At 70.2% G+C, this 26875-nt stretch carries 28 protein-coding genes; 8 read left to right on the plus strand and 20 right to left on the minus strand.

Annotated elements, in window-relative coordinates:
• Positions 1 to 653 precede the first annotated feature (653 nt).
• Both ACWGJY_RS10530 and ACWGJY_RS10535 read right to left on the minus strand, forming a co-directional pair.
• Positions 654 to 1127, minus strand: a complete 474-nt coding sequence (locus ACWGJY_RS10530) for a hypothetical protein (RefSeq protein ID WP_453260384.1) — start codon at positions 1125 to 1127, stop codon at positions 654 to 656.
• 144 nt (positions 1128 to 1271) lie between these two features.
• On the minus strand, positions 1272 to 1898 hold the full coding sequence (locus ACWGJY_RS10535; protein WP_453260385.1) for a TetR/AcrR family transcriptional regulator: 627 nt from the start codon (positions 1896 to 1898) through the stop codon (positions 1272 to 1274).
• A 112-nt stretch (positions 1899 to 2010) separates the two neighbouring features.
• Here ACWGJY_RS10535 and ACWGJY_RS10540 point away from each other — a divergent pair, with 112 nt between their 5' ends.
• The 4 genes from ACWGJY_RS10540 to ACWGJY_RS10555 all read left to right on the plus strand — a co-directional run bounded on the left by ACWGJY_RS10540 (position 2011) and on the right by ACWGJY_RS10555 (position 4911).
• Positions 2011 to 3201 (plus strand): cytochrome P450, encoded by a 1191-nt coding sequence (locus ACWGJY_RS10540; RefSeq protein WP_453260386.1) that lies wholly within the window; start codon positions 2011 to 2013, stop codon positions 3199 to 3201.
• Positions 3202 to 3205: 4 nt separating this feature from the next.
• On the plus strand, positions 3206 to 3421 hold the full coding sequence (locus tag ACWGJY_RS10545; protein WP_453260387.1) for a ferredoxin: 216 nt from the start codon (positions 3206 to 3208) through the stop codon (positions 3419 to 3421).
• Between the two features lie 216 nt (positions 3422 to 3637).
• On the plus strand, positions 3638 to 3913 hold the full coding sequence (locus ACWGJY_RS10550) for a hypothetical protein (protein ID WP_453260388.1): 276 nt from the start codon (positions 3638 to 3640) through the stop codon (positions 3911 to 3913).
• Positions 3914 to 4143: 230 nt separating this feature from the next.
• On the plus strand, positions 4144 to 4911 hold the full coding sequence (locus ACWGJY_RS10555) for a PE-PGRS family protein (protein WP_453260389.1): 768 nt from the start codon (positions 4144 to 4146) through the stop codon (positions 4909 to 4911).
• 235 nt (positions 4912 to 5146) lie between these two features.
• Here the strand turns inward: ACWGJY_RS10555 and ACWGJY_RS10560 are convergent, their stop codons facing one another.
• On the minus strand, positions 5147 to 5437 hold the full coding sequence (locus ACWGJY_RS10560) for a zf-HC2 domain-containing protein (RefSeq protein WP_453260390.1): 291 nt from the start codon (positions 5435 to 5437) through the stop codon (positions 5147 to 5149).
• A gap of 49 nt (positions 5438 to 5486) precedes the next feature.
• Between ACWGJY_RS10560 and ACWGJY_RS10565 the strand changes: the two genes are divergently transcribed.
• The gene (locus ACWGJY_RS10565) at positions 5487 to 6080 is read left to right on the plus strand and encodes a sigma-70 family RNA polymerase sigma factor (RefSeq protein WP_453260391.1); all 594 of its coding nucleotides are present in this window, start codon (positions 5487 to 5489) and stop codon (positions 6078 to 6080) included.
• Positions 6081 to 6165: 85 nt separating this feature from the next.
• On the opposite strand, the gene ACWGJY_RS10570 is transcribed toward ACWGJY_RS10565, so the two are convergent.
• Genes ACWGJY_RS10570 through ACWGJY_RS10580 form a run of 3 tightly spaced genes read right to left on the minus strand, consistent with a single transcriptional unit; the run spans position 6166 to position 9322 of the window.
• A complete protein-coding gene (locus ACWGJY_RS10570) occupies positions 6166 to 6636 on the minus strand; it encodes a copper chaperone PCu(A)C (RefSeq protein ID WP_453260392.1) in 471 nt (156 codons plus the stop codon).
• On the minus strand, positions 6633 to 9044 hold the full coding sequence (locus ACWGJY_RS10575; RefSeq protein ID WP_453260393.1) for a heavy metal translocating P-type ATPase: 2412 nt from the start codon (positions 9042 to 9044) through the stop codon (positions 6633 to 6635). The genes ACWGJY_RS10570 and ACWGJY_RS10575 overlap by 4 nt, the downstream gene beginning before the upstream one ends.
• On the minus strand, positions 9041 to 9322 hold the full coding sequence (locus tag ACWGJY_RS10580) for a hypothetical protein (RefSeq protein WP_453260394.1): 282 nt from the start codon (positions 9320 to 9322) through the stop codon (positions 9041 to 9043). Before ACWGJY_RS10580 ends, ACWGJY_RS10575 begins: the two co-directional genes overlap by 4 nt.
• 325 nt (positions 9323 to 9647) lie before the next feature.
• Between ACWGJY_RS10580 and ACWGJY_RS10585 the strand changes: the two genes are divergently transcribed.
• Positions 9648 to 10388 carry a Type 1 glutamine amidotransferase-like domain-containing protein gene (locus ACWGJY_RS10585; protein WP_453260395.1) on the plus strand — a complete coding sequence of 247 codons (741 nt, stop codon included), beginning with the start codon at positions 9648 to 9650 and terminating at the stop codon, positions 10386 to 10388.
• Positions 10389 to 10735: 347 nt separating this feature from the next.
• Positions 10736 to 10930: a hypothetical protein gene (locus ACWGJY_RS10590; RefSeq protein WP_453260396.1), complete on the plus strand. Its 195-nt coding sequence runs from the start codon at positions 10736 to 10738 to the stop codon at positions 10928 to 10930.
• 104 nt (positions 10931 to 11034) lie between these two features.
• On the opposite strand, the gene ACWGJY_RS10595 is transcribed toward ACWGJY_RS10590, so the two are convergent.
• From ACWGJY_RS10595 to ACWGJY_RS10645, 11 genes are all read right to left on the minus strand, one after another.
• Positions 11035 to 11763 carry an SDR family oxidoreductase gene (locus ACWGJY_RS10595; protein ID WP_453260397.1) on the minus strand — a complete coding sequence of 243 codons (729 nt, stop codon included), beginning with the start codon at positions 11761 to 11763 and terminating at the stop codon, positions 11035 to 11037.
• Complete coding sequence (locus tag ACWGJY_RS10600) at positions 11760 to 14102, minus strand: site-specific integrase (RefSeq protein WP_453260398.1); 2343 nt, start codon at positions 14100 to 14102, stop codon at positions 11760 to 11762. Before ACWGJY_RS10600 ends, ACWGJY_RS10595 begins: the two co-directional genes overlap by 4 nt.
• A gap of 103 nt (positions 14103 to 14205) precedes the next feature.
• Entirely contained in the window at positions 14206 to 14556 is a 351-nt protein-coding gene (locus ACWGJY_RS10605; protein WP_453260511.1) for a helix-turn-helix domain-containing protein, read from the minus strand.
• A 100-nt stretch (positions 14557 to 14656) separates the two neighbouring features.
• Positions 14657 to 15427 (minus strand): GNAT family N-acetyltransferase, encoded by a 771-nt coding sequence (locus ACWGJY_RS10610; RefSeq protein ID WP_453260399.1) that lies wholly within the window; start codon positions 15425 to 15427, stop codon positions 14657 to 14659.
• A gap of 348 nt (positions 15428 to 15775) precedes the next feature.
• Positions 15776 to 16933, minus strand: coding sequence for a serine/threonine-protein kinase (locus tag ACWGJY_RS10615; RefSeq protein ID WP_453260400.1), 1158 nt, complete (start codon positions 16931 to 16933; stop codon positions 15776 to 15778).
• Between the two features lie 125 nt (positions 16934 to 17058).
• A complete protein-coding gene (locus ACWGJY_RS10620) occupies positions 17059 to 17514 on the minus strand; it encodes a DUF6262 family protein (protein ID WP_453260401.1) in 456 nt (151 codons plus the stop codon).
• On the minus strand, positions 17504 to 19756 hold the full coding sequence (locus ACWGJY_RS10625; protein WP_453260402.1) for a tyrosine-type recombinase/integrase: 2253 nt from the start codon (positions 19754 to 19756) through the stop codon (positions 17504 to 17506). The genes ACWGJY_RS10620 and ACWGJY_RS10625 overlap by 11 nt, the downstream gene beginning before the upstream one ends.
• Positions 19753 to 20862, minus strand: coding sequence for a tyrosine-type recombinase/integrase (locus tag ACWGJY_RS10630; RefSeq protein ID WP_453260403.1), 1110 nt, complete (start codon positions 20860 to 20862; stop codon positions 19753 to 19755). Before ACWGJY_RS10630 ends, ACWGJY_RS10625 begins: the two co-directional genes overlap by 4 nt.
• Before the next feature lie 367 nt (positions 20863 to 21229).
• The gene (locus ACWGJY_RS10635) at positions 21230 to 22153 is read right to left on the minus strand and encodes a GNAT family N-acetyltransferase (protein ID WP_453260512.1); all 924 of its coding nucleotides are present in this window, start codon (positions 22151 to 22153) and stop codon (positions 21230 to 21232) included.
• Between the two features lie 263 nt (positions 22154 to 22416).
• Positions 22417 to 22878: a hypothetical protein gene (locus ACWGJY_RS10640; protein WP_453260404.1), complete on the minus strand. Its 462-nt coding sequence runs from the start codon at positions 22876 to 22878 to the stop codon at positions 22417 to 22419.
• Complete coding sequence (locus ACWGJY_RS10645; RefSeq protein WP_453260405.1) at positions 22875 to 23525, minus strand: hypothetical protein; 651 nt, start codon at positions 23523 to 23525, stop codon at positions 22875 to 22877. The genes ACWGJY_RS10640 and ACWGJY_RS10645 overlap by 4 nt, the downstream gene beginning before the upstream one ends.
• A gap of 53 nt (positions 23526 to 23578) precedes the next feature.
• On the opposite strand from ACWGJY_RS10645, the gene ACWGJY_RS10650 reads away from it, so the two are divergent.
• Positions 23579 to 23788, plus strand: coding sequence for a hypothetical protein (locus tag ACWGJY_RS10650; protein WP_453260406.1), 210 nt, complete (start codon positions 23579 to 23581; stop codon positions 23786 to 23788).
• Between the two features lie 84 nt (positions 23789 to 23872).
• Here ACWGJY_RS10650 and ACWGJY_RS10655 read toward each other — a convergent pair whose 3' ends face one another.
• The 3 genes from ACWGJY_RS10655 to ACWGJY_RS10665 are packed head-to-tail and all read right to left on the minus strand — an operon-like array spanning position 23873 to position 26810.
• Complete coding sequence (locus tag ACWGJY_RS10655; RefSeq protein WP_453260407.1) at positions 23873 to 24661, minus strand: ABC transporter ATP-binding protein; 789 nt, start codon at positions 24659 to 24661, stop codon at positions 23873 to 23875.
• Positions 24658 to 25743, minus strand: coding sequence for a FecCD family ABC transporter permease (locus ACWGJY_RS10660; protein ID WP_453260408.1), 1086 nt, complete (start codon positions 25741 to 25743; stop codon positions 24658 to 24660). The genes ACWGJY_RS10655 and ACWGJY_RS10660 overlap by 4 nt, the downstream gene beginning before the upstream one ends.
• On the minus strand, positions 25743 to 26810 hold the full coding sequence (locus tag ACWGJY_RS10665) for an ABC transporter substrate-binding protein (protein ID WP_453260409.1): 1068 nt from the start codon (positions 26808 to 26810) through the stop codon (positions 25743 to 25745). Before ACWGJY_RS10665 ends, ACWGJY_RS10660 begins: the two co-directional genes overlap by 1 nt.
• Positions 26811 to 26875: the final 65 nt, after the last annotated feature.

Consider the following 26875-nt stretch of genomic DNA (forward strand, 5'->3'; position numbering starts at 1 on the left):
CGCCTGCCGGGGCCCGGCAGGGGGGGTCGCCGGCCGGGGCCTCCTCAGCTCACATGGCGGATTCCGCAGCTCACGTGGCGGATTCCGCGGACGTACGGCGCCGACGGGTCAGGCTTTAGCGAACCGGCAGGAGGGAGACCTTCCCGTTTGAGGAAAACGCGAGCTCCCCGGAACCAGTCGGCCGAGCCGGATGAAGAGATCATCCGGCACGGATCATAAACTTCTTCCGCTGTCACCAGAATCCGAACCGTGGCAAATGGGCAGCACAAAAAAGCGCACTCGCGGCAGCGAGGTACCCCTGGGCTTGTTGGTTGGCGCACGGGTCAGGTGCGCACTATGCAGATGGGACCTTTCCCCCGTCCCCCATCAGCCGCAAATCCCCCATTCACGATGCGACAGGGCAATCCTGTCATTTCGCAAGCCCCATGACAATGATTCACGGGACGACAAGAAATGCCGACGCCGGAAATTCGGCGCGGCGGCCCGCGGAATGCAAGGCTCCTTTTATCCGGACGGTCCGGCCGGCATCACTTGCCACCTGTGCGAGCCCCCGTCCGCCCGGCCGGAGAGGACCGCGGCGCGGCATGCGGCGGGACACATACAGGGGCCCGGGATCACGATCCCGGGCCCGCTGCGTGACTACCCGACAGGCCCTAGAGGAGCCCGAGCAGCCCGAGGCCGAGCAGCCCGTTCCTGCCTGCGCCGTAGCCGTCGCGGCCGCCTCCGTCGCGGCCGTCTCCGTCGCGGCCGTAGCCGCCGTCGCGTCCGTAACCGCCGTCACGACCGTAGCCGCCGTCACGGCCGTAGCCGCCGTCACGGCCGTAGCCATCGCGTCCGTAGCCGTCGCGGCGGCCGTCACGGCCGAAACCGTCGTAGCCGTCGTGGCCGCCGTGCCCGAAGCGGCCGTGGCCGTGGCCGTGGTGACGGCCGTGGTGACGGCCGTGGTCGCGGCCGTGGTCGCGGTCGCGGTCGCCGTGGTGACCCCTGTCGCAGTGGCGCGAGTGGCACCTGTCGCTCTGTGAAGTGCCAGGGGTCGGGGTTGCGGCGGTGGCGGCTGCCGTCGGCGCCACCAGGGCAGCCGCGGTCAGGCCGGCCACTACAAGGCCGCGAGGGATCGAACGGAGCATGTTTCCACCTTCACTCGACTCTGCAGAAAATGAATATTCTCTGCAAAAGTGACAATAAGGGGGGTTTTGTCCATCGACTTGCGACCCGCCGCAGAGTCACTGGAACGCAGCACCATGGCAACGGACCACGCCGGGACCTCCCGTTCAGCCCGGAATCCCACCGTTTTCCCCGCCGGCCTTCCCGTCCTGTGGCAGACCCTCCAGCAGACTGCCCAGGGCGCCCCCGACGAGCCTGCACACCGTGTCCGGGTCGGCGCTCGCCAGCGGCTCCTTGCCGACCACCACACGCATCAAGCCAATTCCCAGCAGCCAGGACAGCGCCAGATCGCCGCGCAGGCTCCCGGTATCGGCCTCGGAGAGCGTGGCGAGCACCGCCGCATACTCCTCCCCCAGCCCCCGCAGTGCGTCCGCGATCTCGTCGCTGCCGCCGATGGAGCGCAGGCACACCTCCAGCGAACGGTCGGCGTCCCCGGCGCCGCCGGCCAGCATGCCGCGCAGCGCGACCTCGAACAGCCGCTCGGCGGGAGTGGTGCGCAGCTGCTCCTGGCCGCCACGCGCCATCACCTCGCCGAACAGCGCTTTCTTCGAACCGAAGTAGCGGAAGAGCAGGGCCTGATTGGCCCCGGCGCGGGCCGCGATGTCGCGCACCGTCGCCCGTTCGTAGCCGCGCTCGGCGAACAGTTCCGACGCGGCATCGAGCAGCCGCAGCCGGGTGCCCTGTGCGTCCCGGCGGTATCCGCCCGCCGTGCCGTGCTGCGGGGACTCCGCCATCACCACGCTCCTCTCCGTTGGCCCGTCACGATGACGGCCACAATGCATCGTTGACCGCCCCGAGGGAGCGGCATACCTTATGTAAGCAGGTGCTTACACAAGGGAGGTCAGCATGACCACAGCCGACACAGCACCCCTCTCCTACCCCTTCAATATCCCCGAGAGCCTTGAGCTTTCCGAAGAGTACGAGCAGGCCCGCAACCGTCCGGGGCTGCTGAAGGTACGGATGGCCTACGGCGAGCCCGCCTGGCTCGTCACGCGGTATGCCGAGGCCCGGTTCGTCCTCGGCGACCAGCGCTTCAGCCGGGCCGAGGGCGCGCTGCACGACGAGCCCCGGCAGTCCGAAGGGCGCCGCAACAGCGGCATCCTGGGAATGGACCCGCCCGATCACACCCGGCTGCGGACGCTGGTGGCCAAGGCGTTCACCGTCCGTCAGGTCGAAAAGCTCCGGCCGCAGGTCAGGCAGCTGGCGCACGAGCTGCTCGACGTGCTGGAGGCGGCCGGGTCGCCCGCCGACCTGGTGGACGGCTTTGCGCTGCCCATCCCCGTCGCCGTGATCTGCCGGATGCTCGGGGTGCCGGCCGAGGACCGGCCGCGGTTCCGGGTGTGGAGCGACGCCGCGCTGTCGACGAGTTCCCTGACCGCGGCGGAATTCGACGCCAATCTTGAAGAACTCCGCTCCTATATGGGGCAGTTGATCGAGGAGCACCGGCGCGCTCCGCAGGACGATCTGATGACGGCGCTCATCGATGCCCGTGATGTCAACGACCGGCTGTCCGAGCTGGAACTCGTCGATCTGTGCGTCGGGATTCTGGTGGCCGGGCACGAGACCACCGCCACCCAGATCCCCAACTTCGTTCTTGCGCTGATGGATCACCCGGGCCAGCTCGCGCTGTTGCGTGCACAGCCGGAGCTGATCGGCCGGGCGGTGGAGGAGCTGCTGCGGTTCGTACCGCTGGGCAGTGGCGCGGGCCAGCCGCGCTATGCGACGGAGGACATCGAGGTCGGCGGCACGCTGGTGCGGGCCGGCACTCCGGTTCTGGTGGCGGTGGGCGCGGCCAACCGGGATGCGCTGCGCTTCGACGCACCGGGCACGCTGGACATCTCCCGGGCCGGGAACCAGCACCTCGGGTTCGGTCACGGCGTCCATCACTGCCTGGGGGCGCCACTGGCCCGGCTGGAGCTCCAGGAGGCGATCCTCGCCCTGATCACCCGGTTCCCGCAACTGCGGTTGGCCGGCGATGTGGTGTGGAAGAGGGAGATGCTGGTGCGCGGTCCGCGGGTCATGCCGGTGGGGTGGTGAGCGGATGACCTGGAAGGTGGAGATCGACCCGCAGCAGTGCATGGCCTCGGGATCCTGCGCCGCCATCGCGCCGGATCTGTTCGCCCTGGACGGTGACCATGCCCGTCCGCTGAAGGACCGGGTCGACGCGGACGAGCGCGCCCTGGACGCCGCCGACGTCTGCCCGGCCCTCGCCATCACCGTCCGCGACGGCGAGGAGGTCATCGGGCCCCGGCCCTAGGGTGCGGGCGGAGCTGACGGGGCGTGGCCGGGGGCCGCGCCCCGTTGTGCGTGGCACACCGGTGACCGCTGCGCGCCGTACCGCCGTCGAGCAGGGCGCGAGTCCGCTCCGTACGGGCTGCTCCACCACCGACGGGCACCATCGTTTCCGGTAGACTTACCACTCGGTAACGACTACTTCATCCAGGGGGATTTCATGCGTCGACACCTTTCCGCAGTGGCCGTGACGGCTGCCATGGCCGGCGGTCTGCTGCTCACCGCGCTGCCCGCGCAGGCCGCCACCACCGCGTCCGCCGGCCGGCAGACCGTGGCGGCCGCGGGCCCGATCAAGGTCAACATCAACGAGATGCGCCGGCAGTCCGCCGAACTGAAGGCCAAGGCCGCGCGGCTGGACCACGAGGGCGAGCACGCCGCCGCCGATCGTGCCCGCGCCCAGGCCCGCGCGCTGGACAAGAAGATCAAGCAGTACCTCGACGCCGAAGAGAACGCCTGATCCTCATCAGCGCCCTGATCCTCAGCAGTGCACCGTTGCCGCCCGCCCCGAAGCCGTCGGGGCGGGCGGCGCTGCTTTCCGGGCTCCGCGCCTCGCCGGCCCGTACCTCGTCGGCCCGCGCCTCGCCGGCCCGCGCCGCGGCAACGCGCCGTCCCCCGGCACCGGCTGACTGCGGCAGGCGGGGGCCCTCCCGTCCCGCTCGTGAAGCGGGGTGCGACGATGGGCCGGTCATGGATGCGGGGCAGGTTCTCAGGGGGCTACGCGCCGCGGTGTTCGCGGCGGTGTGTGTGCTGCTCACCGCGCTGGGGCACATGGTGATGTCGGATGCCGTGATACCCGCGTGGATGCTGCTCGTGGCCGGGGTGGGGACCGCGGCCGGTGCCTGGTGCTGCGCGGGCCGGGAACGCGGGCCGCTGCTGGTGGGGTTGCTGACCGTCGGTACCCAGACGGCCCTGCACAGCGCCTTCTCGTTCGGCCAGGCGGTCGCCGGTTCCGGTGACGGCGAGCGGTCGCTCGCGCGCGAGTGGGCACAGACCTGGCTGTGCGGCGCCCGGGGGAACTCCGGCGGACGTGACAGTGCGCAGTTGCTGGAGTTGATGCATCAGCAGATGGCGGCCATGCCCTCGATGGATCAGGTACGTCCCCTGCACGGCGCGGTCGGCATGGGGCACATGGGTGGCATGGGGCACATGGGCGGCATGGCCGCGGATCGGATGCCCGGGATGCACGGCAGTGCAACCGGCATGCTGGCGGCCCACCTGCTGGTCGCGGTGCTCAGCGCCGGGTGGCTGTGGGGCGGCGAGCGGGCGGCGTTCCGGCTCGTACGGACCGTGTCGGCCCGGCTGTTCGCGCCGTTGGTGCTGGTCCTTCGGGTCCTGTTGCCCGACCCGCGGCCCGCCGTGCGCGCCGTCCGTCGAGAACCGCGGTGTGCGGTGCGGCTGTTGCTGGCGCACACGAGGTCGTTGCGGGGTCCGCCGCATGAACCGGCTGTCGGCTGACAGCACGGTCGGTTCCTGAGCCGCGACGGACCCAGGACGGGCACGGAGCCCGCCTGCCGCCGTCCCGGCTGCGACGTCACCGGTCCCGCCGCGCGCGGTGACCGGATCATGCGAAGGACTCCAGATGATGATTGCTGTCCGGATGCCGGTGGCACTGCTGCCCGCGTCCGTTCCCGGCGCACCGGCCGACGCGGGCGGGCGCCCGCCCGCCGCCGCGTCACCCCCGTCGGACGCCTCAACCGGCCCGTTTGCCGCCGCCGTCCACCGTCTCGGGAGATACCGTCCCCGGCCCTGCGGAGGCCGGCCGCAGCCGGGCGAGCAGCGCCTCGGCGGCCGCCGGGTCGTCTCCGGGATGCGCGGTGACGCGGGCGAGGCCGGCCGTCAGGGCCTGTGCCTGCGCGTCCCACCGTCGGCAGTCCCGGCAGCCGGCGAGGTGGTCGTCGAGCCGGCGGGGGGTGAGCCCGGGGGGCAACTCCTCGCCGTCGAGGCGGGCGGAGAGGGCCGTACGGATGCGCGAGCAGAGCATGCGCCCATCCTCCCCGACGCGTGGGCAGGCGCCGAGGGGCGGTCGCGGTATGCGCGATGACGAGGCGGTGACGGGCTGGGCGCTGGCCGCCCGTACCGGTGACGAGCGGGCCGTCGAGCAGTTCGTCCGGGCCACCCAGCTCGATGTGCGGCGCTATGTGACGCACCTCAGCGGTGACCCGCAGGCGGCCGACGACCTGGTGCAGGACACCTATGTCCGGGCGCTGCGCAGTCTGCCGCGGTTCGAGGGCCGGTCATCGGCGCGGACCTGGCTGCTGACCATCGCCCGGCGGGTCGTGGCGGACCGTATCCGGTCCCATGCGGTGCGGCCCCGGCTGGCCGCGACGGATGACTGGCAGTCGGCTGCGGAGCGGGTGCAGCCGCGGGGTGTGCCGGGGTTCGACGAGGGCGTCGCGCTGGCCGAACTGCTGGCGGGGCTGGCGCCGCAGCGGCGGGAGGCGTTCGTGCTCACGCAGTTGCTCGGGCTTCCGTACGCGGCGGCGGCCGGGGTGATGGGCTGTCCCGTGGGGACCGTGCGGTCCCGGGTGGCGCGTGCCCGGGAGACGCTGGTCGCCTCGCTGACGGAAGCGGAGCGTTGCGAACCGGCCGACGGGCCGAGCGCCTTCGCGGGTGCGGTGGCCTGACGGAGGCGCACGCGGGAGAGCGACGGGGCTCATGGACGCGGCGAAGGCCGGTCCGTGAGCCCCGTGGCGTGTTCGGCCCGGCACGTCACCGGCCGGGCTGCACCGCTCGGGCCCGTACGGTCAGTGGCGGGCTGTGGCGGAAGTGCAGCGTGAAGGTGAGCCGGTCGCCGGGCACAAGCCGTGGCGGTGGGCTGACCATGACGTCCAGGGTGGTCGGCGTCATGGTCAGCGCGCCGCCGGCCGGGACGGTGGCGGCCCGGACCATCGCCATGCTCAGGGCGTTGTGCCCGATGTCGACGGTGCGGCCGAGCATCGCACGGTGGCCGGCGGGGCCGGTGACGCCCGTCAGCACGTCATCGGCGCCGCCGGTGTTGCGGAGGGTGAAGAACGCGGCGGTGGCCTCGGATCCCGAGGGGATCAGCACCCGTCCTTCGGGAGCGCTCAGCTTTGCCGGCCCGCCCGCGTGGCCGGTAACGGTCCATGCGGTGAGCGTGCCGAGGGTCGCCAGGCAGGTGAGCAGCGGTACGGCGACGGACGGGACGGGCAGCCGTTTCATGAGGTCTCCCCACCGGCCGGAGTCCGGCTGTGGTTGATGCGGCGGACGGGCCTGCCGGCCGTGCCCGGCCGCCAGGCGCGCAGCCGGAGGCTGTTGCCGACGACGAGCAGGGAGCTGGCGGACATGGCGGCGGCCGCGGGCATCGGGCTGAGCAGGCCGACGGCGGCAAGCGGGACAGTGACGAGGTTGTAGCCGAAGGCCCAGACGAGATTGCTGCGGATGGTGCCCAGGGTGCGCCGGGCCAGGCGTACCGCGTCGGCGATGGCCTGGAGGTCTTCGCGGACGAGGGTGACATCGGCGGCGCCGATCGCGGCGTCGGTGCCGCTGCCCATGGCGATCCCGAGATCGGCGAGCGCGAGGGCCGCCGCGTCGTTGACGCCGTCGCCGACGACGGCGACGCGGCCGCCCTGCTGCTTCAGGGTGGTGACGAGGGCGGCCTTGTCCTCGGGGCGGGCCCCGGCGTGGATCTCGGTGATGGCGAGATGGCCGGCCACCGCGCGGGCGGTGGCCTCGCGGTCGCCGGTGGCCAGGACCGGCCGCAGCCCCAGCCGGCGCAGATGGTCCACGGCGCGGTAGCTGTCGGGGCGGAGTGCGTCGCCGACCGCGATGACGGCCTGCGGGGTGCCGTCGACGGTGACCAGGACGGCGGTGTGCCCGGCCGTCTCCGCGGTGTGCACCGCGTCCGGCAGCGGGGCCGGCAGGGCGGTGGGGTCGCCGGGCCCGGTGACCTCCACCCGGTGCCGGTCCGCCGTGCCGCGTACGCCGTACCCGGGGGTGGCGCCGAAGTCCGCCACGGGCGGCAGCGGTTGGTCCGGCAGCCGTTCGCCGGCGTAGGCGCCGATCGCGCGGGCCAGCGGATGCTCGGAGCCCTGCTCGACGATGGCGGCCAGCCGTAGTGCCCGCTCGGCGTCGAGGCCGCCGGTGCGTGCGGTGAGTGCGATGACGCCCATCCGGCCCGTGGTGAGGGTGCCGGTCTTGTCGAGGACGACCGTGTCGATGCGGCGCAGCCGCTCCAGCGCCTCCGGCCCGCGGACCAGGATGCCGAGCTGGGCGCCCCGGCCGGTGGCGGCCAGCAGCGCGGTCGGCGTGGCCAGCCCCAGCGCGCAGGGACAGGCGACGACGAGGACGGCCACCGCGGCGGTGACCGCGGCCTGCGGGTCGGCCCCGGCACCGAGCCAGAAGCCCAGGACGGTGACCGAGACGGTCAGTACGGCGGGGACGAACACGGCCGCCACCGCGTCGGCCAGCCGCTGCACCCTGGTCTTGCCGGTCTGGGCTTCCTCGACGAGCCGGGTGATCCGGGCGAGCTGGGTGTCGGCGCCCACCGCGTCGGCCCGTATCTCCAGCAGGCCACCGGAGTTGACCGCGCCGCCGACCGCCGCCGAGCCCGGACCGACCTCGACGGGGCGGCTCTCGCCGCTGATCAGGGACAGGTCCAGGGCGGAGCGGCCCTCGACGACCGTGCCGTCGGTGGCGACCCGTTCCCCGGGGCGGACCAGGAAACGGTCACCGACCCGCAGCCGGTCCACCGGGATGCGCCTCCCCCGCTCCGGGCCGTGTTCGAGAACGGGGGCTCCCATGGCCGGGTGGATTCCCGTGCCGTCGGCCGGGAGTATCTCGACGTCCTTGGCGGCGAGTTCGGCCAGCGCGCGCAGCGCGGCCCCGGTGCCGCGCCGGGCCCTGGCCTCCATCCGCCGCCCGGCCAGCACGAACAGCGGTACGCCGACGGCGGCTTCGAGGTAGAGGTGCGCGGTCCCGTCGCCGGCGGCCGGCAGCAGGCTGAACGGCATCGTCATCCCCGGTGCCCCGGCCCCGCCGAGGAACAGCGCATAGGCGGACCAGGTGAAGGAGGCGGCAACGCCGAGCGAGACCAGGGTGTCCATGGTCGCGGCGCCGTGCCGCAGACCGCGCAGCGCCCGGATGTGGAAGGGGGCGGCGCCCCACACGGCGACGGGCGCGGCGAGCACGAAGCACAGCCACTGCCAGTCGCGGAACTGCCAGCCGGGCACCATCGACAGGACCAGGACGGGCAGTGCGAGCAGGGCGGTGACCAGCAGCCGGTGCCGCTCGGCGCGGGCGCCGTCGTCCCGGTCGTCCGGGCGGGCGGCGGGCGACGGCCCTTCCGTGTCCGGCGCCGGGGCGGGCCCGGGGAGTTGTGCGGTGAATCCGGCCGCCTCGACGGTGGTGACGAGATCGGTGACGGACACCGCCGCGGGGTGGCTGACCGTTGCCCGGCCGGTGGCCAGGTTCACCGTGGCGGCGACGCCGTCCAGCCGGCCGAGCTTCTTCTCGACCCGGCCCACGCAGGCGGCGCAGGTCATTCCGCCGATCGTGAGGGTGGTGGTGCGGGGCGGGGCCGCGTCGGTGTGGTGCGGCGACGGGGATCCGGGCCGGGGCCGTGTCGTCATCGGGGTGCTCCCGGCGTCACCGGGCGGGGTGCCGCGGCGTCCATGCCGTGCATCCCTCCCATGTCCCCGTCGTCGTCGGGCGTGCCGCCTCCCGTGCGGGTGCCGCCGGCCGGGTGCAGATCCGGGGCCACCGGACCGGCGGCGGCGCCGGCCGCGTAGGACAGCGTGCCGAGCAGAGCGAGCAGCAGGAGGAAGGCGAGGACCGGAGGGGCGGGCAACAGCCGCTGGACGGCCTGGCGGGCAGAGGGCCGAGCACGATCGGCAAAAGAGCGGGACATCGCGTCATCGTGGCAGGTGAAGGCGGTGCCGAGCGGGCAATCGGGGGCTCGGCGGAGGGTGAGGATTGTCCCGTTCCGGCGCCGGAACTCACCGGTCTCCGGGCCCGACTACCTGGGTTTGGGCGGCGTCCTTTCCGCTTTTCCGGACTAAGGAGTCGAACTGGCCTGGTCGCTGCCGTTCACCGTCCGCGGTTGGTCTTGGCCTGCCTCGGATAAACAGGGCCTCGGGCAGCCAGAGGAACTATTCGATTGCGGACGTAGCCGATGGCTTGGCACGGTTCAGGGCATCATGCGCATCTGAATCCTGATCTGAGGAGGCACCCTCGTGGCTGCCATTCCGGAACGTCGTTTGGCTCTCCTCGGAGGCGGCTTCTCCACCGACGACGACGGTCTGCTGGATGACTGGGTGCTCGATCAGGTGCCCGTTCCTCGCCCCAAGGTGTGCTTCATTCCGACAGCCAGTGGCGACGCGCCCGCCTACATCACGCAGTTCTTCGGGGCCTACCAGTCACGTTCCTGCGAGCCCAGCGTCTTGCATCTCTTTCGGCGGGAGCTCAATGACGACGCCCTGCGCACGTTCCTGCTCTCTCAAGATGTCGTCTATGTAGGTGGGGGCAACACCGCGAACATGCTGGCGGTCTGGCGCGCGCACGGCGTGGACCGGCTACTTCGCGAGGCCTTCGACCGCGGCACCTTGCTGTGCGGCATCAGTGCTGGTGCCAACTGCTGGGCCGAGGGCTCGCATACCGACTCTTTCGGACCGCTGACCCACCTCTCGGACGGGCTGGGCCTGCTGTCCGGCTCGGTCTGCCCGCACTACGACAGTGAGCCCGGCCGGCGGTCGTCCTATCAGGCAGCCGTGGCAAACCGCGCGCTTCCGGCCGGCTGGGCAGTCGAGGATGGCGTCGGCGCCCTCTTCACGGGCGGTCTGCTGACGGACTCCGTGACGCGCACGCCTCAGGCCCGTTTGTATCGGGTAGAGCCCGGCGAGGATGGCGGAGTGAAGGAGCAGGCCATGCAATGTCGCCTGCTTGTCGCACCACAGCAGCCCACTTCACCCGCATGAAGTGGTGAGAGAGCGGCCCCGCCTGGTGCGGGGCCGACGGCCGCGTTGGTGCGGAGGGAATCAGCCTTGAGGCTCGTGTTCCGGTAGTCCCGGCGCAGGTGACGGTGCGTGGTCGGTGAAGACGGGCATGCCGAGGTCGACCAGCTGTGGCCGACCGTCGGCCCGGCTCCGGCTGAGGCTGTTGAGCTTGGCGGTGGCGGCGTCGAGGCTGACCTGGAGTCCTTCGACCTCGCCAAGCCAGCCGTTGCCACGTGCTTCGCGGATGCGCTCGCTGAGGTTGTGGTGATCTCGATGAGCCGGCCGCGCTGGCGTGGGTCGATCTGGAGGACGGGGCAGCGGATGCAGGCGTGTTCGTGCTTGCACGGGGTTCCGTAGGGGCGGCCGCAGGTGCCCAAGGAGACCTTGCGCAGCTCGAAGCGCTGCTGGAAGTCGCGCCACTCCTGCTCGGTGGGCTCCCGGTACTCCTCGGCGGGCCGCTCGGCCCGGCGGCGGTCGAGGAAGCCGCGGTAGGTCCGGATCAGGTCGTCCTGGAAGACGGCTAATGGTGGGCTCGGGTATTGGAACTGTCTGCATGCCCCCGGTCCGGGGCCCATGTGCCGCCCGGACCGCGGTGTGAGTCGCTGTGGGTGGACGTGCCGGGAATCGGTCAGACCTGTTCGAAGTGGAACGCCTTGATGAAGCAGTCGCGGGGCTGGGCGACGGCGAAGAGGATGCACTCCACGAGTGACTGCGCGGTGAGGGCGCCCTTGCCTTCGCGCGGTGTGGTCTCCCACTGCTCGGAGAGCGGGTCAGGGTTGTCGAAGTCGGGCGGGTAGAGGGAAATCACCCGGACCCCCTGGGGCCGCAGCCGCTTGGAGAGGATCTCGGCGAACCCTGCCTGGGCGCTCTTGGCCGCATAGAAGGCGTCGTGCGCGTCCGAGCGGTGATGACCGGCTGTTCCGCAGGCGGAGACCATGTTCACCACATCCGGCTTATCCGAGTTGAGGAGGAGGGGGAGGAAGTTCTTCACGGTCAGGACGGTGCCGGTGACGCCGGAGGCGATGGTGTCGACTACGTCGGCGTCGGAGGCGGATTGGAGGTCTGGTCCTTCGAGGTAGCGGGAGCCGTTGTTGATCAGCACGTCAATGCGGTCGGTGTGCCGGGCGACGCCGGCAGCGAAGTCGCGGATCGAGGCCGGGTCCGTCAGGTCGCAGGCGAAGGCGTGGACCTGCTGGTGCCCTCGGCCGCGAATCTCGTCGCGGACACGTTCAGCGGCGGCGAGAGTGCGCGCGGAGAGGAGGACCTCGGCGCCGAGGTCCGCGAGGCGGATGGCTAAAGTGCGTCCGAAATCGCGGCCGCCGGCGGTAATGACCACGCGGTGATCGTCGAATCTCATGTCGGTACTCCTGGCTCGTAGATCGAAGGTTGTGGTGAAGTGCGGCGACTGACCTCGGCTGCGTAGGCGGCCCAGTCTCCAGCGGCGGCTCGCTGCCATTTGACGGCGACGGTGATGTCGATGCCGAGGGTGCGGGCGAGGACCGCGGCGGGCAGTTCGGTGGCGAGCTGGAACAGCGCGGTCGAGCGGGCTTCCGCCAGCCGGATGCCGAGTTTGCGGAGCCGTTCGCCCATGCCCCAGGCACTGATCGGACGGCCGGGCTGACCGCCGGGGAAGAGCCAGGGCGACTCTGTCCGGCCAAGGACGGCATGGCTGCGGCGAACCGCGACCTGGTGGAGGGCCAGTTCAGCGACGGGTGCGGGAAACACGACCGGGACGGCGCCAAGGCGGATGCGGACCGCTCCGTCAGTCTCCTCGATGTGGTCGACGGTGAGGCGGGAGATCGCGGCGGGCCACTGGGCATAGAGAAGCAACAGCAGGCCGGCGAGGCGGTCTTCGGGCTTGACTGTGTCGTCGTGCAGCAGGCGGCGGGCGGTGTCCCAGCGGGCCTCGTCGTCCATCGCCTGGGAGGGGCCATTCCATCTGACGGCTGGGAAGCTGAGGTCTCGGGCGATCTTCTGGGCCAGGGCCCAGCGCACGAAGTGGCCTGCCTCCCTGCGGTGGCGGACACCGTCGCTGGTCATCCAGCGTTCAAGGTCGGCCTGACGGCAGGTGGCAAGGATCAGGTTCTGCTCCTCGAGCCAGTCCAGGAGAGGGACTGCCGCCCGCAGATGTTGCCGGGTGCCCGTGAGCTGGTAGTGCGTAATCTCCTTGCCGCGGCTGCGTCGGCGAAGCCGGCGCAGGAGGTGCCAAGTCGCGTACCGGTGAAGGATTTTCCGTCCCTCGGCCGTCGCATGGGAGGCGACGAGGTCCTTCACGTCCCGTTCGAGACGGACCATCTGCTCGTCCCGCCGGGGCAGGACTTCGGTGGCGACGAGAACGCTGCGGATGTGCTCGACGACCTTGCCTTCAGGGAGTTCGTCCAGGGCCTCGTGGGTGAGGGGGCGGCGGCCAGAGCCGAGGTCGGACAGGACCGTGGAGACGATGCCCTTGGAGAGCCACCGCATCGCGGTGGCGGCCCGTTCAGTGTCGGCCAAGGCGTCGCGGAGGGGCTGCAGCTTCGGGGATATGGAGCCGGTGTCACCGGCGAGGAGCTCGTAGAGCCGCTGCTTGAGGGTGCAGCGAGGGCACGGTCCTGGAGCATGCAGCCGTTCGGCTTGTCCGCAGGTAGGACAGGGGCACCAGAGCTCGGCGTCCGGTGTGGTGCAAGGGCCGCAGACGGGGGCGTCGGCAGTGCCGGAGTGGATGCCGCGGAGTCGTCCGCAGACGGTGCAGTGAGCTTGGCGCCGGTCGCAGCCACCGCAGCGGGGCAGGCTGGTGAGCTTCGAGAGCGTGCAGGGTGCGGTGTGGCCGCAGATCGAGCAGAGCAGTACGGGCAGGGGACGGCAGTTCGGGCAGATCGGCCCGTCGGCGGTGCGGGAGTTGACCAGGCGCGACTTGCCGCAGACGATGCAGGTCTCCAGGTTGGCCGGATCGGTGATCAGGCAGTTCGGACACAGCGGTCGCCCCTGGTCGTCTCGGGTGACCGGCTCACGCCGAGCGCCGCAGCGTACGCATTCTTCGATGCGGGACTTGGCAATACAGTTGCGGCAGACTGGCTGCCCGTCGAGCGGCTTGTCGATGCGGACCACCCGCTGGCAGCGAGGGCAGGCGGGCAGGACGATCCCGGCGACACCGGCCTCGTGAAGCAGGTCGACGAACTTCAAGATGGCGCGATGCGGCGCCAGATAGCCCTCCCCGGTCAGCAGACGAGGGTTCTCCTCCAGGGCCCAGACCACTCGCCGGCGATAGTGGGGACGGTGCGGTGCCGTCCGCCGGAGGGCCTCGGCGACCACGTCACGGTCGGCGCCCGGAGCAATCGTGGCGATCAGCTCGTGGACGACCGTGACGGGGTCACGGTCGTCGATGTCGGGACACATCGAACAGCGCGGCAGGCCCTTGCGGTCCCGGAAGCCGACGCGTCGGACGTTTCCGCAGGCGGTGCACTCGGCGGTCTCCTGCCCGCAGACTCCGCAGTACCAGTCCTGGCCCTTGCGTTGGAGGGTTCGCAGCTTCTTGCCGCACTCGGCGCAGACCGGCGGTGCGATCGCCGAGGCGCCGACCTTGCGGGGCTCGATGAGCAGATCGCCGATGTCCCGGGGCGCTGGGGACCGGCCGTCGGTCAGGTCCGTGAGCCGTATCGCCAGGGCCTTGGCCAGGCTCCGTGACTTGGCGCGGCCGCCCGCGACCGCGGTGACCACGGCCAGGTCGTCTCGGCGTCGAGTTGCTTCTCGACGTAGGCGACGAGGTCCGTGATCAAGCCGACCGGGTCTGTGACGGCGCGGTCGAGCTGGTCAGCCGTGGTCATGACCGGTCAACACCCCTGATCCGTGCACGCTTTGGCCGCAGTCCGCCGAGTCCCTCCGCATCGGGCGCCGAGCCGCCGCCGGCTGCCTTCCTCGGCTTCTTCACGGTCCCGGCCGCCGCGATGGGCTCGATGAGGTCGTCCATGGTGCAGTCGAGGATGTCGAGCAGGGCCATGAGGATCTTCAGGCTCAGTCGCTCCGGTCGCTCGACAACGAGCCGGTAGACCTGGCTGGAGGACAGGGTAATGCCGCGTTCGGCGAGCGGAGGGAGAAGATCGGTGGTGGAGAACATCCCGCGGTCGGCCATGACTTTGCGCAGGTGCCAGTGGTAGTCGAGCTTGGCGACCATCATCGGGTTCCTCCCTCTCGTCGGCCCGCGAGTCCCGGGCCCGATTCCTCCGGGCCGACTTCCGCCGGGGACCCGTCTTCCGGACGGCGCACCAAGGCGCTCAGTGGTCCGGCTCGAAGATGTACGGCCGGGTGAAGGTGACCACCTCGAAGCCGCGCTTGCGCAGGATTGGTTCGGAGGTGGGCAGCGCATCGGTGACCAGCAGCCCGCAGCCGCGTTCCCTGGCCTGCCGCAGCCGGGAGCCGACCACTGCGGTGAAGAAGCCCTGCCGACGGTGGGTCGTCTTGGTCCGGGCGCCTGCCAGCTCGGCGAACGGGCTGCCAGCCTGGAAGTAGACCCGTCCGCAGGAGACTGGCTCGCCCTGGGCATAGGCGATGTGCACGCTCATCGCGTCAGGCTGCTCGTCGAGCAGCCGAGCCAGCTGCCGATGCTCCTCGTCCGCGTTACGCCGACCGATCTGGCGGGAGATCTCGGCGTAATCGTCGAGCTCGGCACCATCGGTCACCTGCCGCATCTCGTAGCCCGAGGTGTCGAACAGGGCCGATGATGCCTCGGCGACCGGGAGCATCAGCACCTGTTCCTCCTCGTCGGGCTCGAAGCCCGCTGCTTCGAGCGCGGCAGCCAGGCCCTGCTGCCTGTCATGACCGTAGACTTTCCACTCCAGGGTGTAGCCGCCGGACCGGGCGAGCTCCCGCTCTCCGCGGACCAGTTCCACGACCTCGCCGTCCGCCAGGTCGGCGAAGACGATCCGGCACTCCGAGCCATCCGCCGAGTACTCGCGCACCAGGTCGGCGTGGCCGGCGGCGACACCGCTCGCGCGCCGCAGCGCGTCGAGTTCCGCCAGAACCTCAGCTTTGACTGCCTCGTTCATGTCGGTCCTTCCTCGTCAGACGCCGGCGAACGCCGGGGCCAGGGCCTTGCTCAGGGCGGTGTTCATGAAGTCGTCGCTGACGTGCGTGTAGATGGCCAGGGAGCTGTCGCACTCGTGGCCGACCTGCTGCTGCATTATCTTGAGTTCGCTCGCCCGATAGGCTGTTGACCTGGGTGTTCGCGTCGTGGTGGTTGTCCGTGACGTAGCGGGTGAGGGCACTGGGTGCTCTTTCAGTGCGGGCCGATCGATATCGATCTGGGATGGGAGCAGTTCCTTTCGAGGGACCACTGACCTTGTATACGAATGATCGCGGACCGCGCGAGCGCGGGTCGCTGTCCGGGGATGCTTCTACTCGCAGTAGTGATTCAGGACGTCCGGCAGGTGCCGCGCCCATCTGTCGTACGTCACGTCGTCGGGCGCGGTCAGTGTGCAGTCGTACGGAACGTCGTCGGTGACCTCGATGAATAGCGTGCATTGCAGGCTGGCGTCCGTGAGGGCGTGGCCGATGCTCGCGATGTCGTTCCAGGGGAAGTCAATGCTGATGCCGTTGGGTCCGAACAGCCTGATCTCGACCCCGTGGGCATCGATGACCATGGCACGCTCGTCGTCCTCTGCCTGGAAGAACTCGGCCTCCCCGGAGGGGAGTACCCCGGCCACTCCACGGCCGTCCTCGGTGGGTGGCATCACGAGGGTGGGCGGTGGCACCAGGAGCGTGGGCGGGTGCGAGGCGTCCACAACCCCGGTGAACGCGTCTAGCAGTTGCTCCGTGGTGGGCCGCCGTGCTGGGTCCTTCTCCAGGCAGGCCCCGACAATCCCGCATATACCCTCCGGGACCCGTGAGAGGTCCGCTTCCGCGTGCACCGACCGGTACATCAGCATCATCGGTGTGCCCTCGCCGAAGGCGCTGCCACCCGCCGCCGCCACGAGAACGGCGCCAAGGGCGAACACATCGGCGGCACTGGTCACTTCCTGGCCCTCCGCCTGCTCGGGCGCAAGATAGCCGGGGGTGCCGAAGGCCTGGCCCGGCATCGTCAGCCGGGTGGACTCGACGGCTCGGGCAATGCCAAAGTCCACGACCCTTGGACCGTCCGGCGCCATGATGATGTTGCCCGGCTTCAGATCGCGATGCACAAGCCCGCATCCGTGCACCGCCTGGAGCGCCTCCGCCAGCGCCGCGCCGAGTTGCCTCAACTCCTCCTCGGCCATGGGCCCTTCGGCGGTGATTAAGTGGGCGAGCGTCGGGCCCGGCACATACACCGTGGCCAGCCAGGGCGGATCTCCCTCCGGATCGGCGTCCACCACCTGCGCCGTGTGGAAGCCGCCGACCGCGCGCGCCGCGTCTACCTCAACCCGGAACCTGGCCCGGAAGGCCGCGTCCGCGGCCAGCTCCGCTCTGGGTACCTTCACCGCCAGCAGACGCCCGCCGCGCGACCGGGCCAGGTAGACCGTGCCCATCCCGCCCGCGCCGAGTTCCCGCACCACGGCGTACGATCCGATCCGTTCCAACTGATTCTCCCCCGAAGGCCCTTCACGTCATCTTGTATCTACCGTGTCCCGTCCGTACCGGCCCTCGGGGGGCTCTCGCCTCGGGACTGGCTGCGCACATGAAACATTTACCCAGCCCCACCACGTCAATGAGGTGAAGACGATGCGTGCGGGTTACTCTCACCTGGGATTATCCGCTCCTGCTCGTGGGGCTTGGTACGAGTTGTCGCGGCGCGTTGTTCGCCGAGTGCACGGGCGAGTTGCTCGCGAAGTTGCTGGTTCTCCTTGGCGAGCCTACTGATGCGGGCATTGGCGGCTTCGAGCCGCCGCAGCAATGAAGCGTCGGAAGTGCGCTGACGTGCCGGAACCGGCGATCTGGGCTCCCGACGGTGTGCTGCCCGCAGTCGCTCGATATCCGCCCGCAGGTCCGGCTGGGCATAGAGCCACGACCGGGACACTCCGGCTCGCTTCGCAACGGTCTCGAAAGTGAGCGGCTCGCCCGCGGCATCGAGGGTGCGGAGGGCTTGGACAGCCTTGGCGCGGGTGTACTCGCTGCGGCGGCGGGCGGCGTCGACGATGTGCCGGCTGTTGTCAGCTCGCATCGGCGGTCGCCTCCGACTGTCCGGGGTCGGACTCCAGACCGGTGATGATCTTCTCCAGGTTGCCGAGGACTTGGCGGTTCATCTCGACCACGCGTGCTTGGCCACGGGCCTCGGCGGCGGAGACGATCTGCAGCAGTTGCTGCCGTTGCTCACGGTGCTGCGGCAGGAACTCGGGGGTCGTTACGAACATCGGGCATGTCAAGCAAGCGTTGGCATGCGGACAGGTCTTCTGTACTGGCAGACCGCAGTAGCCGTTGGGCAGGGCCTGGGTCACACGGCCGAGCCGCTGCTTGGCCCATGTGGCCTCGGCCAGAGGGCCTTGGGGGTCGACGGTGACGCTTTCGCCCTGGATGTTGACCTTGCGGGCCTTCTCCCAGTGCCGGCGGACCGTGGTGTCGTGCAGCCGGGCATAGTGGGCTGTCATCTCGCCGGAAGAGTGATCGAGAAGGACGCGTACAACTTCCTGCGGGACGTCTCGGTTGATCAGTCTGGTTCCAAAAGTGTGGCGCCATTGATGGGGCGTCAGATGGACGGCCCGGCCGTGTTCGTCGCGGACGTCGCACCGCTCCAGCCAGAGGTCGAGCTGCCCGCGGTAGGAGTGCGTGGTCAGTGGCCGGGTGCCGTCGGGGTTCATCCGGGGTGCCGGGAACAGCCACCGGCTGCCACTGGGCCAGCGGTCCAGAACGCGCTGCTGCTGCGTGGTGATCTCGTTCTCGACTTCCTCGTCGATCGGGACCAGGGCTTCGCGTTTCATCTTCCGGTTGAGGTAGCGCACGTAGGCGGCGCCGTCGGCGTCCCGGATGATGCAGTCGAAGGCCAGGTTGCAGGCGTCGCCGACGCGCAGTCCGCAGCGCATGAGGATCAAGGTCAGCACGCGGCCGTCGGGGTTGTGCCATCGGTCGAGGTTGGCGGGCTGCTCGACCTGGGCCATCACGTGCTCGGCCAGCGCCCGGGGTAGTCGCTTGTCGGGGCGGGGGAAGTCGTCGGGGTAGAAGGTCGCGTTCGCCGGTAGGCTCTGGTCCCAGCCGTGGCGGCGCACGGCGTTGAAGAACGCGTTGAGCGAGCCGATGTCCCGGCTGCGGGAATGGGTAGAGCGCGGGTCCAGGGCCAGGTCGGCGAGGTAGCGTTCCAGTACGGTCCGGTCCACGCGGGCGAGCTTGTCGGCGGCGACGCGGGGATCGGCCAGGAAGCCGGAGAAGCGGTTGAGGGCAAGGATGTCGACGACGGCCTGGTTGATGCTGCGGCCGATGCTCAGCCGCCAGCGCACGAATCGCTTGGCCGGCTCGCGCAGCCACGGCTGGGTGATGCGGTCGAACCGCAGCCGGGCCCGGGTGCCCTCGATGCCGAGCCGGCGCAGTTCCCATACGTCGCGCGGGAATTCGCTCTCCCAGCCGTTGCCGTGGACGAGGTCTTCCAGATGCGTGTACGCATAGCGCAGGAAGGCCAGTTGCCCGTTCTGGCTGTGGCTGGCACCTCGCATCGCCGCGTAGTACTCGCTCCACCGCTCCATCGGCCACTCCAGCAACGACGCGGTGCCGCTGGCGGCGGCCAGTCGGATCACCGGGGCGACGGCCGAGCTGTGGGTGTTGACCTGCCGGTCGTCGTGACGGCACTGGAGTGCGTACTGCAGCTCCAGTCGCAGCTGCCGCTGGCCGTCCAGCGGTCGGAAGTCGAACCGGTCGTCGCCCGCTGCCTCGCAGCGGCGTACGAACTCCTCGATCTCGGGGCGGCCGACGGCCTGCCAGCGGGAGTTGTGGTTATGGCAGAACGGCGACTTCCCCTGAGCCCACAGGGTGCAGAACGACAGCCGGCAGACCCGGCGGCCGTCGTCTTCGACCACCGGGAGACCCGCGGTCCAGATCTTCTTGTCGGGTTTGCCCGCTCGCTCCCAGAAGCCGTTGTGGCTCACGCATAGGCCCTGACGGGCCGCTCCGAAGCGGCATCCGGCGATGGCGCAGGCGGTCAACTCGGACCGCCCGACCGGATCGGCTCCGGGATCGGCGATGAACGCTTCAACGTCCGGTTTCCCGCGGCGTTGCCAGCGGTAGTAGTGGCCGCGGCAGAGCTGGCGGGTGCGGGGCTGGCGCGGGCAGCCGGGAACCCGGCAGGCACCCAGACCGAAGATCAGTTCCCCGGGCTCGGGGATGAACACCTCCACCCGGAACTCCGGCCGGACGGCAGCCATCAACTTGCCCAGCAGCCCGGCGCCGGGAGACGGAACGGCGGAAGTCTCCTGGCTCACCAGCGCACCTCCCGGCCGGTCAGGAATCCTGCGGCCTCCAGAGCACGGCGAGCGTCCTCCACCGACAGGTGGCCGTAGATGTCGTGCGTGGTGGCGATCGAGGAATGTCCCAGCAAAGTGCTGACCACTTCGATCGGCACCCCCTGCCGCAGGAGCAAGGTCGCTCGGGTATGCCGGAGCCAGTGGGGGTCGAAGTCGATGCCGGTGTCGCGGCGCAGTCGCAGGACGAGATCGTAGACGGACGCGTAGGCCAGCGGGCGCCCGTAGGAGCCGCCCCACAGATTGACGAACATGTAGTCGCTGTCGAGGTCACCGTACTCACCGTGGAGGTAGTCGGCGTAGAGCCGTACGATCTCGGGGCCGACGGGAACGGTGCGGGGCGATGCGGACTTGGCCCTCGCCCGGTTGTCGTTGACGCGCGGCATGACGGTCAACTCGCCTTCTGCCGCAGCCAGATCCTCGTGCCGCAGGCCCAGAGCTTCGCCGATCCGGACCCCGGTCTCCCACAGCAGTGCGAACAGGAACCGGTCCCGCAGCCGGGTGCAGGCGTCCAGGATCGCCTGGACCTGGGCGGCCGTCAGGATCGTCGGATGCGTGCGAGGCGTCTTCAGCTTGATCGTGCGACGCCGCTCCGGCTGGTCGCCGGCCAGGTGGTAGAGGAATGGCTTCCAGCCCGTGCGGCGGGCGCGGACCGGCTGCAGCTCGGTGACAAGGTCGCCGAGGTCCACTCCGTGACGTGCGTGGAAGACGTACAGACCGCTGACGGCGGAGAGCTTGCGGTTGACCGTGGTGACCCCGCAGTGATGCTCCGCCGAGGGCAGCAACGTCACACCGCCATGCCGTCCCGCAGGCGGCAGCCGGAGCCAGGCAACGAACTCGCCCAAGTCCTCCAGCCGGACCTCACGCCAGTCCAGACCGCGTCGGTCGAGGAAGACGAACCAGTCCTTCAGATCATGGGCGTATGCCTTGATCGTGTTCGGCGACCGCTCGATGTCGGTCAGGTAGGCGAGGTAACGCTCGATCGGCTCGACTATCCCGCCTTCATTGCCGAGGACCGTCCATGACTCAAGCGACGAGTCGGGCATCAGCACCCGTTGCACCAGCATCAAACCTCCCGGAGAACTGCCTGGTGGACGGCGGTAGATAACCACCTCCACCACACAGATCGCCGCCCGCCCCAGGCTCGTGCTGCACGTCATGGACACACTGCTGAGGACTCAAGAGAAGCTGGATGAAGCGCCGGTCCACCCCGTCCTCGGTCAGATGCGTGACGTATGAGTGGCTTGTGTCCGCAGAGGCCGTGTGCGGTGAGCTCGTGTCGCCATTGAGCAGGTCCGCTGCCGGGACTACTTTCGCGATGACGGGAACGACACGTGTTGCATTCCGACCTTGTTGATGTGGTGTAGATCACTCGATGGGGGTGGGGGGAGTTGGGCGGGGGCACCGTCTGCGGAGCTCCCGCCCCATGCTCGATCAGCTCCAGGTCATGTTGATTTCACGCTCGAAATTGATGTATCCAGCGCGCCGGAAGGCGTTCGCCATCGGGATGTTGCCGAGGTCTGTGGACGCACGGATGCGGGGGACGTGCTGCTCAGCGAGGACTCGGGTGCCCTCGGCGAGGATGTCGTCGATGTAGCCGTTGCCGCGGTGTGACGGCAGGACCGCGATGTAGGCGATGATCGCGTTGTAGTCGTTGCGGGCCGGGATGACGAACCCCACTGGCTCTCCGTGGGGCAGTGTTGCGATGCGCCACCAATCCCGCGGGCTCGTGTAACGCGCCAGCTCGTCCTCGTAGTGCCGGACGGCCGCTTCGTGTACTGACATCCGGGTCAGGTCATCACGGCCATGTGCGTCCAGCGTTCCGTCAAGAACCGAGGCCATCAGAGCCATGAGTTCCTCGCCATCGTGGACCGGCCGGAAGAGGAGGCGCCCGTTGGGCTCGGGAACAGGCGATTTCGGACGCCATTCCAGGCGCAGTCGTTCGACGAAGAGCCGGGCACTGGTCCGTTCGAGTACCGTCATGCGGTCTTCGACGGCTTGTCTCGTCACCGCGTTCTCACGCCAGTCCGGCGGGACGAAACGGCTGTACTCAGGGCGAGGCGACCTGTTCGGGAGGGTAGCGGCCATCGCGGTCTGGAGAAGTCGCACCCCGATGTCCACGTGATCGGAGCCCGAGGTGCTGTCTTCGATGTCGACGATGTCCAGGATGAGTGGTGCGTCGTCGGCCGATCGGCTCCACCAGGCTGCTCTGGCCAGCAGGCGGTCACCGCGCAGGGCGACCCACATCCACTCCGGACGTCGACGGCCGCCTACGAGGTCGTCCGCCAATTCCTTGTTGAGGACGTAAGGCAGTTGGGAGAAGAGGTCGAGTTCTTCGCGTCCAGTGATCGGACGCATGGTCAGGTCGTTCGTTTTCACGGTCAAGGCACGCTCCGGTGAAGGCGCCCGTCCCCTCCAGGGTCAGACGCGGTCCGCGCCCCGGGAGGACACAAGCGCGGTGATCATGGGGATCATGGGCTTATCCCTCCTCTCGCTGTCGTGGCCCCTCAGCCCTCGTGGTGGGGGTCCAGCGGTAACGTCTATCCAACCGCAGCCCTCGTCCGCAAACCCTTTTCGATCACCCTGCTTCCGAAGGTGCCGAACAGCGAGTTCCGGGGCTGTCAGCTGCAGGTTCCGATCACTGTGGTTCGCGGTGCGGGAAGGTGGCTCACTCGGGTTGTCCCTGCGGCGATCTCGCGGAGCCGGACGATCTCTTCGTGCTGGGCGGCGAGCCGGGCCAGGACCTGGCTGCGGAAGTCGGTGAGCTCGTTGATCGTCTGCTCGGACTTGGCGAGCCGTTCCCGGAGATTGGTGTTCTCTGCTTTGAGCCGGGCGACCTGGGCCTCGCGAGGATCGGGGATCTCGCCGGCCTCTCGCATGGCGTTCAGGCGTCGTTCGAACTCGATGCGGAGGTGAGAGTAGGGGCGTGTGCCGTAAAACGCAGTGCGGTCGACCGCGGCCTCGATGGCGAGGGTCTTGATATCGCACCTTCCGCCGGGCGGGATCTCGCCTCGGATGAGCCGGTCGATGGCGGCCCGGATGCGGTTCTCGTTCTCGGTTCGCTGAGCTGCGGAAATCCTCATGCGGACCCCCCGTCGATGGAGTTGGCGGCGTCGATCTCGGCGACGACGCGGAGGGCCCGGTCGTAGTCGGCCCGGAGCCGGGTGCGTTCGGTCTTGCGTGTGGTGCCGAGCTGGCCGAGGAAAGTCTCGGTGCGTTCGGCGTGCTCGGCCCAGACGGGACGGTGACAAGCGTGATGGGTGGCCTGCGGACAGCGGGCGGAGTCACACATCCCGATCAGCGGACGGTCCGCGGTCGGGGTGCCCGCGAGTTTGAGGCAGAGCGCCCGGGAAGGGTCGGTGAACCAGCAGTAGTTCGCCGGTCCGAGGTGTAAGACGTTGGCGCGTTTGGTCAGCAGGTTGAGGAGGTCTCGGTCGTTGCGCTGGGTTTTCGGGGCCGTGGCCGAGCCGGCATCGAGTTGGGCGTCGATGTCGGCGAAGAACTCGGTGAGGCTGCGGGCGCCGGGACCGGCGGGCAGAACGCCTTCCTGGTAGTTTCGGAACTCCTCCAGTACCAGTTGGAGATTGCGCTCGCTCTCGTGCTTGTTGACCTCGGCCAACAGCTCGGCCTGGGCCCCTCCAGGGCGCGAGGCATAGCCCTCCGTTGTGGCCACGGCGATATGTTTCATGTGGATCTTGGTGGCCAGGACGCCGCCGGGCCGGTAGGCCATTTCCAGGGACAAAGTGCGCCGCCGCATCCGCAAGTTGACTGGCCCCTCGGGGATTGGCGCCAGGCCAAGTCGTCAGCCTGAGGGGCTCGGCGAAGTCCGGCATCCAGCTGCTCGACGCGCCCGATGTGCGGATGCCGCCCTGGCACGCATGCGTACTCGAACGCGCCGACGGACGACATGAGTTGCTGCGCCGGGCGGATGCCGAGCGACTCGGCCGGATGGTGTTCCGCCGGGGGCGGCCGAGCCACTTCGTGGCCGGGTGAGCGGCCGGGTGAGCAGCCGGGTGAGCGGCCGGGTGAGGGTCCGGGTGGTGGCGTCCCGGCCCGGACCGTGCGGGGGTGTGCCCCTCACCGGTCCCCGGCGGGCAGGGGCTCCCGGTGATCGAAGGCGATCAGCGGATCGCCGGTGAGCGGATGTTCGGTCACCGCGGCACGCACCCCGAACACCTCGGCCAGCAGCGGCGGCGTCAGCACCGTACGGGGCGTACCGGACGCCACCACCCGCCCGGCGTGCAGGACGTGCAGCCGGTCGCACAGGGACGCCGCGGCATTCAGGTCGTGCAGTGAGATCAGCGTCGTACGACGCTGGGCCCGCAGCAGCGCGAGCAGCTCGACCTGGTGCCGTACGTCGAGGTGGTTGGTGGGTTCGTCCAGCACCAGGACGTCCGGGTCCTGGGCGAATGCCCGTGCCAGCAGCGCCCGTTGACGCTCTCCGCCGGACAGGGCGGAGAACCGGCGGGCGCCTTGCCCGGCCAGTCCGACGGCGGCCAGGGCGCGGGCCACGCTCTCCCGGTCGGCCCGGTCCTCGCCCGCGAAGGCCCGCTTGTAGGGCGTACGCCCCATCGTCACCACCTCGCGCACGGTCAGCTCGAAGTCGCTGCCGCGCTCCTGCGGCAGCGCGGCGACCCGGCGTGCGGTCTGCCCCGGTGTGAGCGTGCTCAGGTCGGCCCCGGCCAGCAGCACCCGCCCGGCGCTGGGCCGCAGATGCCGGTAGACGGTCCGCAGCACGGTGGACTTGCCGCTGCCGTTGGGGCCGACCAGTCCGGCGATCTCGCCGTCCGCCGCCATCAGATGCACTCCGGCGACGACATTCCGGCTCGCGTAGCCGACGTGCAGATCCTCGATCTCGACGTTCACCGGCCCGCCTCCATCCGCCGGTCCAGGAGGAACAGCAGCACCGGCGCCCCGAGCATCGCGGTGACGACTCCCACCGGCAGTTCCTGGGAGTCCATCGCCGTACGGCACACGAGGTCCACCACGACCAGCAGCAGCGCCCCGGTCAGCGCGGACAGCGGCAGCAGCCGGCGGTGGTCACCGCCGATGACCAGCCGGCACAGATGCGGCACCATCAGGCCCACGAAGCCGATGGCTCCGGAGACCGCGACCAGGACGCCGGTCAGCAGACCGGTCACCGCGAACAGCTCCCGGCGCAGCCGGGTGACGTCCACCCCGACCCCGGCCGCGGTCTCATCGCCCATGATCAGCGCGTTCATGGCGCGGGCCCGCGCCTGGAGGGCCGCCAGCCCGGCGGCGACGGCGAGTACCGGTGGCCACAGGGCGTCCCAGGTGGCCCCGCCCAGGCTGCCCATCAGCCAGAACAGCACGCTGCGGGTCTGCTGTTCATCGCCCGCCTGGAGTACGAGGTAACTGGTGAAGCCGGACAGGAACTGTCCGATGCCGACGCCGGCCAGCACCAGGCGCAGCGGCGCAAAGCCCCCGCCGCGCCGGGCCACGCACCACACCAGCGCGAACGAGGCGAGCGCTCCGGCGAAGGCCGCCGCCGACAGCCCCAGCCCCAGGGCACCGCCCGCGCCGGCGCCCAGCACGATGGCGGCAACCGCGCCGAGCGAGGCGCCGTGGGAGATGCCCAGCAGATAGGGGTCCGCCAGCGGATTGCGCACCAGCGCCTGGGTCGCCGTCCCCACCAGGCCCAGCCCCGCGCCCACCAGCGCCGCCAACAGGGCCCGTGGCACGCGCAGTTGCCACACGATCAGATCGTCGGTTCCCGGCCTCGGCGGCGCACCGCCGAGCCGCCGGAACACCACCGACCAGACGTGACCCGGCGCGATGCCGGTGGAGCCCAGGGAGACCGCGGCGGTCAGCGCCACCACCAGCGCGATACCGAGCCCCACGGCGAGCAGTCCGGCGCGCGGGGCGCGGCGCGCGGCCCGTTCGGCCGGTTCCTTGAGTCCGTGCGGTCCGGAGGCCAACGCGGCCATTACCGCTCCGCCTTGAACCGTTCGGGGTGGACGGTGTGCGCGATCTCCTCGACGGTGTCCGCGTTGCCGACACCGGCGATCGTCGTACGCTCCGAGCCGATCCGCAGGAACTTCCCGTGGCGCACCGCCGCGAGGCCCTTGGTGGCGGGGAAGCTCTTCAGGAACGCCGCGGCCTCGTCGTACGCCTTGGCGTTGGCCGCCGCATCGCCGCGGTTGCGTACGGCGAGCTGGATCCAGTCCGGGTTCTTGGCGACCACGTCCTCCCAGGAGACCGGCTTGAAGTCCCCGTTGCAGCCGTCGAAGACATTGCGGGCCCCGGCCTGGCCGATCACCGCGTTGGCGACCTGCGCGCGGCAGACGGCGAGCGGCTGCCCGGTCCCCGCGTCGTAGTCGAAGAAGAAGTACGTCGGCCGCTTGCCGGGGGCGATATCACCCACCGCCCGCTGCACCGTGCCGGTCTTCTTCCGCATCCCCGCCACGAGCGCCTCCGCCCGCTTCGCGGTGCCGGTCACCGCGCCCAGCCGCCTGATGTCGCCCTCCACACCGGACAGGTCGCGCTGTGGCTTCCCGGCCGTCGGTGCGCAGGCGGTGGACGCGAGGTAGAGGTGCCTGATGCCCGCCGCCGTGAACTCCTCCTCGGTCGGCGCGTCACCGGCCCGGCCCATGGAGTGCATCGAGGCGAAGGTGTCGATGTAGAGGTCGGCGCCCGAGCCGAGCAGCTTCTCCTTGGGGATCACGGACTTCCCCAGCACCGGCACCTTCCGGGCCTGCGCGTCCAGAGCGCCGGGCAGGGTGCCCTTGCCGGGCGGGAATCCGGTCCCGATGACCCGGTCGCCCGCACCGAGCCGCAGCAGCATCTCCAGGGCAGCGGCATTGCTGGTGACGATCTTGCGCGGCGGGGACGAGAAGGTGGTGGTGACGCCCTTGCAGTCGGCGATCCGCACCGGAAAGCCGGGCCCGCCGGCGCCGTTCGCCGAGCCCGTGCCGCTGCCTCCTCCGCTGCCGCCGCACGCGGTGGCGGCCAGCGCGAGCGCTACCGCGACACCGCACAACTTCCCAGGACGCATGGCGTTTCTCCCCTACGCATCACCGGCCGGCGCACCGGCCGTCTCATCCGCCGCAGCAGCGGCCG

The organism is Streptomyces sp. NPDC054765 (assembly GCF_053612065.1).